The sequence below is a fragment of the Citrobacter sp. wls718 genome, from assembly GCF_005280945.1.
GTDB lineage: Bacteria > Pseudomonadota > Gammaproteobacteria > Enterobacterales > Enterobacteriaceae > Citrobacter > Citrobacter gillenii.
In genome coordinates this window covers 18,480-25,318 of the sequence record NZ_SZWV01000082.1, presented here as the reverse complement: position 1 = coordinate 25,318, position 6,839 = coordinate 18,480, and the positions used below count along the sequence as shown (strand labels likewise).

Below are 6,839 nucleotides of genomic sequence, written 5' to 3'. Positions count from 1 at the left end.
GGAGATTCAGGGGGCCAGTCTATGTTGAGTCATTCCCTGCACCTTATTGTTCTGTTTTATGATGACACCGCAGTCACTCTTAAAGGGATGTAGGGGATAACGCAATATTTTTCAGTTACCTATCAGATATCGATCTGACATTTTCAAACATTAAGTGGTAACATCTGATTCAGGCACTTTTGCTGAAATAAAATGCTTAAGTCTGGCGGGTTAAAATGCGTAAAGATGGGTAAAACCGCTGTGTCATTACCCGCGATTTCATTATCCTCCGTCATTAATTACATCTGTCATAAGAGAGTGACTCATGGATCGTATTATTAGTTCATCGCGCGACCGTACATCGCTACTCAGCACGCACAAAGTGCTGCGTAATACCTATTTTCTGCTGAGCCTGACGCTGGCGTTTTCTGCCATCACCGCAACGGCTAGCACCGTGCTGATGCTGCCATCCCCGGGTCTTATCCTGACGCTGGTCGGTATGTATGGCCTGATGTTCCTGACCTATAAAACGGCAGATAAGCCGGTCGGTATTCTGTCAGCTTTCGCCTTCACCGGCTTCCTGGGCTACATTCTGGGACCGATGCTGAATGCCTACTTGTCTGCGGGCATGGGTGATGTCATCGGTATGGCGCTGGGCGGTACCGCGCTGGTCTTCTTCAGCTGTTCTGCCTACGTGCTGACCACCCGTAAAGACATGTCCTTCCTCGGCGGTATGCTGATGGCGGGTATCGTGGTGGTGCTGATTGGTATGGTTGCCAATATTTTCCTCCAGCTGCCGGCTCTGCATCTGGCTATCAGCGCGGTGTTTATTCTGATTTCTTCAGGCGCTATCCTGTTCGAAACCAGCAATATCATCCGTGGCGGTGAAACCAACTACATCCGTGCAACGGTCAGCCTGTATGTGTCGCTGTACAACATCTTCGTCAGCCTGCTGAGCATTCTGGGCTTCGCCAGCCGCGACTAAGTTGTCAACTCGCATTATCCAGCCCCGCTTATGCGGGGCTTTCTTTTTTGCTAAACTGCCGCCAGTTTGACTAACGCAGTGAAGGATTATGTTGATCTTTGAAGGTAGAGAAATCAGTACCGACAGCGAAGGCTATTTAAAAGACACGACCGAGTGGAGTGAACCGCTGGCCGCTGCCATTGCCGAAAACGAAGGTATTACCCTGACGCCCGAGCATTGGGAAGTGGTGAGCTTTGTACGCGAGTTTTATCTGGAGTTTAATACGTCTCCGGCAATCCGCATGCTGGTAAAAGCGATGGCCAACAAGTTTGGCGAAGACAAAGGTAACAGCCGTTATCTTTACCGTCTGTTTCCGAAAGGTCCGGCTAAACAGGCAACCAAAATCGCGGGCCTGCCTAAACCGGTAAAATGTATTTAATAGCGGATACTAAATCCCTTTAAATCATCGCCAGGACGGTGGGGTTCGCTGAGAATTCTGTCTACCCTGGCGCTACGCGGGCCCCCAGCCTTTAACCACCTCATCAGTTGTTCCACCTGGTCGCTTTCGCCGCAGGCGACAATCTCTACGCTACCGTCATCCATGTTCTTTGCGTATCCGGTTAATCCCAACCGTTGTGCTTCATGCTGAGTGGTGTAGCGAAAACCCACGCCTTGTACCCGGCCGTGAACCCAGGCAATGATGCAGACTTTAGACATTACGGTTCTCCTTATCATCGCGTTGCGCGTTGCAAATCCTCGAAAAACTCAGGACAATGGCGCCCATTTCTTTGAATCGACAGAATAGCAAATTATGAGTGTACGTTTAGTGTTAGCCAAAGGGCGCGAAAAATCATTACTTCGCCGCCATCCGTGGGTATTTTCTGGTGCCGTCGCCCGTATGGAAGGTAAAGCCAGCCTGGGTGAAACCATCGATATTGTTGACCATCAGGGTAAATGGTTAGCACGCGGAGCCTGGTCACCGGCGTCGCAGATCCGTGCACGCGTCTGGACATTCGACAAGTCCGAATCCATTGATATTGACTTCTTCACCCGCCGTTTGCAGCAAGCAAAGACATGGCGCGACTGGCTGGCGAAGAAAGACGGCCTGGACAGCTACCGTCTGATCGCCGGAGAATCCGATGGCCTGCCGGGTATCACCATTGACCGTTTTGGCCGTTTCCTCGTCCTGCAACTGCTCAGCGCCGGGGCTGAATATCAGCGTGCCGCGCTGATTAGCGCCCTGCAAACGGTGTTCCCTGAATGCGCCATTTATGATCGCAGCGATGTTGCAGTGCGCAAAAAAGAAGGTATGGAGCTGACCCAGGGGCCCGTCACGGGCGAACTGCCTCCGGCCCTGCTGCCGATTGAAGAACACGGCATGAAGCTGTTGGTCGATATTCAGCACGGTCATAAGACAGGTTACTACCTGGATCAGCGTGACAGCCGTCTGGCCACGCGTCGTTATGTACAAGACAAACGTGTCCTGAACTGTTTCTCCTATACCGGCGGTTTCGCGGTATCTGCGCTGATGGGTGGATGCAGCCAGGTCGTCAGCGTTGATACCTCGCAGGAAGCGCTCGACATCGCCAGACAAAACGTCGAACTGAATAAGCTGGATCTGAGCAAAGCTGAATTTGTGCGCGATGACGTCTTTAAACTGCTGCGCGCCTATCGCGATCGCGGTGAGAAGTTTGATGTCATCGTGATGGATCCGCCGAAGTTTGTGGAAAACAAAAGCCAGCTAATGGGCGCCTGTCGTGGCTATAAGGACATCAATATGCTGGCTATCCAGCTACTGAATCCTGGCGGTGTACTGCTGACGTTCTCGTGCTCCGGACTGATGACGACCGATTTATTTCAGAAAATCATCGCTGATGCCGCATTAGATGCGGGTCGTGATGTACAATTTATAGAGCAGTTCCGTCAGGCCGCCGATCATCCGGTGATCGCTACCTACCCGGAAGGGCTGTATCTGAAAGGGTTTGCCTGTCGCATCATGTAACTTGAAAAGTGGAATATTGCCCTTACATAGAGGGTATCTATTTCCCGGGAGGTGACTATGATTGCCAGCAAATTCGGTATCGGCCAGCAGGTCCGCCATTCCCTGTTAGGTTACCTCGGAGTGGTCGTGGATATCGACCCGGAATATTCGCTTGATGACCCGTCACCTGATGAGTTGGCGGTTAACGACGAACTTCGCGCCGCTCCCTGGTATCACGTGGTGATGGAAGACGATAATGGCCTGCCAGTGCATACGTATCTGGCGGAAGCACAGTTGAGCAGTGAGCTACAGGAAGAACATCCAGAGCAACCATCGATGGATGAACTGGCACGGACCATCCGTAAACAGCTTCAGGCTCCACGCCTGCGCAACTGACTTTAGCCGTTGCCGGATGACGATAAACTCATCCGGCAACGGCTCATTCTTATTTCGCCAGCCCCAGTCTCGGGATCTCGATAGCCGGGCAGCGATCCATCACCACAGCCAGACCCGCATCACGCGCCAGCACCGCCGCCGGCTCATTGATCACGCCCAACTGCATCCATAATGTCTTTGCCCCGATGGCAATCGCCTCCTGCGCAACACCCCAGGCCGCTTCTGAATTACGGAAGACATCCACCATATCCACCTTCTCCGGCACATCCGCCAGCGTCGCATACCCTTGCTGTCCCAGTAACGTTTTCCCGGCAACCTTGGGGGAAACAGGAATAACGTGATAGCCCTGATCGAGCAAATATTTCATCACGCGATAGCTGGGGCGGTCGGGTTTATCGCTTGCCCCTACCAAAGCAATCGTGCGGGTGGATGTCAAAATGCCAGCAATATCGGTCTCTTTCATCATCTTCCTCCAGGCTGTTTTGCAAAGTGTACGACAAACCTGACGTTGCAACCATTCATCCCATACCGGCGCATGAGAGCTAAACTGGAAATTATGTCTATATGTTAGTAAACATGATTGTCGAAAACTTTTGATACATCTTACTCAGGTATTTTCTGGACAGGAGAACCCTATGAGAGCCGGCATTGTGACAGCCTTGATTGCCCTGTGTTTGCCGGTATCCGTTTATGCGACCTCACTGCGTCTGTCAAGCGACATTGACCTGCTGGTACTGGACGGAAAAAAAGTCTCCAGCTCATTGTTACGCGGTGCCGAAAGCATTGAGCTGGAAAATGGTCGGCATCAGCTGGTTTTTCGCGTCGAGAAAACCATTCGCCTGTCCAGCCATGAAGAACGGCTGTATATCTCCCCCCCGTTGGTCATCAGCTTCGATACCCAATTAGTCAGTCAGGTTAATTTTCATCTTCCGCGTTTGGGCAATGAGCGTGACGCGGCACATTTCGATGAAACCCCTCGTGTGGAACTGTTGGATGGTGACGCCATGCCGATTCCGGTCAAGCTGGATGTGATGACCATCACATCCACCGCGAAAACCGTTGATTATGAACTGGAGACCGAACGCTACAACAAAGCGGCTAAGCATGCTTCATTACCACAATTTGCCACCATGATGGCCGATGACAGTTCGTTACTCTCCGGGGTTTCTGAACTGGATCGGGTGCCACCTCAATCGCAAGCGCTCACCGAGCAGAGGTTAAAATATTGGTTTCAGCAGGCCGACGCGCAAACGCGAAGTAACTTCCTGCAATGGGCAGAGAAGCAGCCCCCCCTCATGACATTTATGTCCACGTACGCATTTTTTTTGTCTTTCTCTTGCAGCGTCAAGTGCTTCCAGTACTCTGTAGCAAGGTTAACTTGGGAGCGGTACTATGGAATTGACGACTCGCACATTGCCAGCGCGCAAGCATATTGCGCTGGTTGCACACGATCACTGTAAAAAGATGTTGATGAACTGGGTTGAACGCCACCAGCCACTGCTGGAACAACACGTTCTCTATGCGACAGGCACAACGGGTAATTTAATCCAGCGCGCGACCGGTATGGACGTTAACGCTATGCTGAGCGGCCCGATGGGCGGCGACCAGCAGGTGGGAGCGCTGATCTCTGAAGGGAAAATTGATGTGCTGATCTTTTTTTGGGATCCGCTCAATGCCGTGCCTCACGACCCTGATGTCAAAGCCCTTCTGCGCCTGGCAACGGTGTGGAATATTCCGGTAGCGACCAACGTGTCGACGGCCGACTTTATTATCCAGTCGCCGAATTTCAGCGACGAGACGGAGATCCTGATCCCCGATTACGCTCGCTACCTGGCTGAGCGCCTCAAATAATAGCCTGACAGGCGGCTGTCGCCGCCTGCTTTCAAGGTTTACGGCTAACTGGCACATCCCGCTGTTTAAGCTCATCGACAAAACACGACGGCGCGTCTTTATTAAACAGCAGCCATACCCGATGCCGTGCACGCGTAAGCGCCACGTAAAGCAAGCGTCTCTCTTCTGCATCAGGAAAATCTTCTACCGCCGGCAGCAGCGCCTCCTCCATAATTGACTCGCGGGCCGGCGCCGGGAAACCATCATTACCGTCATGAAGCCCGACAATAATGACGTAATCCGCCTGCTGCCCTTTACTGGCATGGATAGTCATAAACTCAAGCTGTAGCTTGGGCCAACGGGTCGCCGCCTTCTCCAGGCTGGCAGGTTTCAGATGATGATAGCGCGCCAGTACCAGAATTCGCTCCTCGGCTTTCGCAAAACCAGACAGCTTATCCAGCAGCGCATCCAGCTGGCTTTCATCCAACAGCGTCACCGCTTTTTTGTCACCAACCGTCAGGCTGTTAAGCGGTTTTGCAAGCTGATGCGGGTTTTGCTGAATAAAACCGTTGGCTACCTCTCCAATACGGCTATTGAAGCGGTAAGTGGTATCCAAATCGCAGCGATCGCCCTCGCCAAAGGTGTGATGGAAGGCAGTAGTTAACGAAAGCTGTGCGCCACTAAAGCGATAAATAGCCTGCCAATCGTCTCCTACAGCAAACAAGGTGGTCTGTGAGTTTTGCTGTCGCAACGCAGCCAGCAACGCTGCGCGCTGGGGAGAAATGTCCTGAAACTCATCAACCAGAATATGTTTCCACGGGCTGATAAAACGCCCCTTTTGCAGAATGACGATGGCCTGATGAATTAGCCCGGAAAAATCAACGGCGTTTTCTTCTTTCAGGGCGCTCTTCCATGCCTTAAGCAACGGCGCCATGAGCTTGATACGTTTACTGAATAGATCGCGAATGTCCTCCGGCGCATTGGCAATCATTTCCGCTTGCGCCCCCCCGTGCATACGCATCAGGCTAACCCAACGATCCAGTCTCGAGGCCAGGCGACGCTGCAGTTTTTCATCATCCCAAAAATTACCTTCAGGTACTGACCACTGCATCTCTTCTTCTAACCATTGCCGCCAGCCTTTGGCCTGCGCCTTTTTCTCACTACACTGCTGACGCCAGGCGGTAATAAAAAGTTTATGGCGCGCGGGGGTATCGTTTTCAAGCTTGCTTACCGTTGGGACCTTTTTACTGCCCTGCTGAATGATGTGAAGCGCCAGCGAGTGGAACGTCCGGGCGGTGATGTCTTCTGTATGCAGTCGCTCACGAATCCGCTCATCCATTTCCTCGGCCGCTTTGCGACCAAACGCCAGAAGCAGAATTTGTTCGGCCACCGCGTCTCCCTTTGCCAGTAGCCAACCTGCACGTGCCACCAGCACAGATGTTTTGCCACTTCCCGCGCCCGCAAGCACGAGTAACGATTGCTCACCGTTAACCACCGCCCGGGCCTGAGCCGGATTCAGCGGCGAAGATTCAATCTGCTGGAAGAACTCGGCGTGCTCTGTCAGCATTGCGTCGGTATAGGCTTGATTATGCTGTAACCGGCAGGCTTCAATATCCTGCAACCATGCCTGACACTGGCGTATTGCCTCGCGACAGTTGTCAAACTCCTCCAGCCTTTCAACCGGCAACG

The 6,839-nt window shown here is 52.5% G+C and carries 8 protein-coding genes and 1 pseudogene; 6 read left to right on the top strand and 3 right to left on the bottom strand.

Translation table 11 applies throughout. From position 1 onward, the window contains the following. Positions 1 to 304: 304 nt before the first annotated feature. Together yccA and tusE are read left to right on the top strand one after the other, a co-directional pair. Positions 305 to 964 carry an FtsH protease modulator YccA gene (yccA, locus tag FDW95_RS16430; protein ID WP_096757630.1) on the top strand — a complete coding sequence of 220 codons (660 nt, stop codon included), beginning with the start codon at positions 305 to 307 and terminating at the stop codon, positions 962 to 964. 88 nt (positions 965 to 1,052) lie between these two features. Continuing rightward, positions 1,053 to 1,382 (top strand): sulfurtransferase TusE, encoded by a 330-nt coding sequence (gene tusE / locus FDW95_RS16425; RefSeq protein ID WP_115258914.1) that lies wholly within the window; start codon positions 1,053 to 1,055, stop codon positions 1,380 to 1,382. Here tusE and yccX read toward each other — a convergent pair. Beyond that, positions 1,379 to 1,660 carry an acylphosphatase gene (gene yccX / locus FDW95_RS16420; RefSeq protein ID WP_096757632.1) on the bottom strand — a complete coding sequence of 94 codons (282 nt, stop codon included), beginning with the start codon at positions 1,658 to 1,660 and terminating at the stop codon, positions 1,379 to 1,381. The genes tusE and yccX overlap by 4 nt on opposite strands. Before the next feature lie 94 nt (positions 1,661 to 1,754). Here yccX and rlmI point away from each other — a divergent pair, with 94 nt between their 5' ends. Continuing rightward, entirely contained in the window at positions 1,755 to 2,945 is a 1,191-nt protein-coding gene (rlmI, locus tag FDW95_RS16415) for a 23S rRNA (cytosine(1962)-C(5))-methyltransferase RlmI (RefSeq protein WP_096757633.1), read from the top strand. A gap of 57 nt (positions 2,946 to 3,002) precedes the next feature. Then, complete coding sequence (gene hspQ, locus FDW95_RS16410) at positions 3,003 to 3,320, top strand: heat shock protein HspQ (RefSeq protein WP_005123508.1); 318 nt, start codon at positions 3,003 to 3,005, stop codon at positions 3,318 to 3,320. A gap of 49 nt (positions 3,321 to 3,369) precedes the next feature. On the opposite strand, the gene FDW95_RS16405 is transcribed toward hspQ, so the two are convergent. Then, positions 3,370 to 3,783 carry a CoA-binding protein gene (locus tag FDW95_RS16405; protein ID WP_096757634.1) on the bottom strand — a complete coding sequence of 138 codons (414 nt, stop codon included), beginning with the start codon at positions 3,781 to 3,783 and terminating at the stop codon, positions 3,370 to 3,372. 172 nt (positions 3,784 to 3,955) lie between these two features. Here FDW95_RS16405 and FDW95_RS16400 point away from each other — a divergent pair. Beyond that, a pseudogene (locus FDW95_RS16400) lies at positions 3,956 to 4,609 on the top strand (DUF2057 family protein); the annotation flags it as partial. A gap of 103 nt (positions 4,610 to 4,712) precedes the next feature. Beyond that, positions 4,713 to 5,171, top strand: coding sequence for a methylglyoxal synthase (gene mgsA / locus FDW95_RS16395; RefSeq protein WP_115258915.1), 459 nt, complete (start codon positions 4,713 to 4,715; stop codon positions 5,169 to 5,171). Between the two features lie 31 nt (positions 5,172 to 5,202). Here mgsA and helD read toward each other — a convergent pair. Next, a partial coding sequence (helD, locus tag FDW95_RS16390; RefSeq protein WP_249359177.1) for a DNA helicase IV occupies positions 5,203 to 6,839 on the bottom strand: 1,637 nt, incomplete at its 5' end.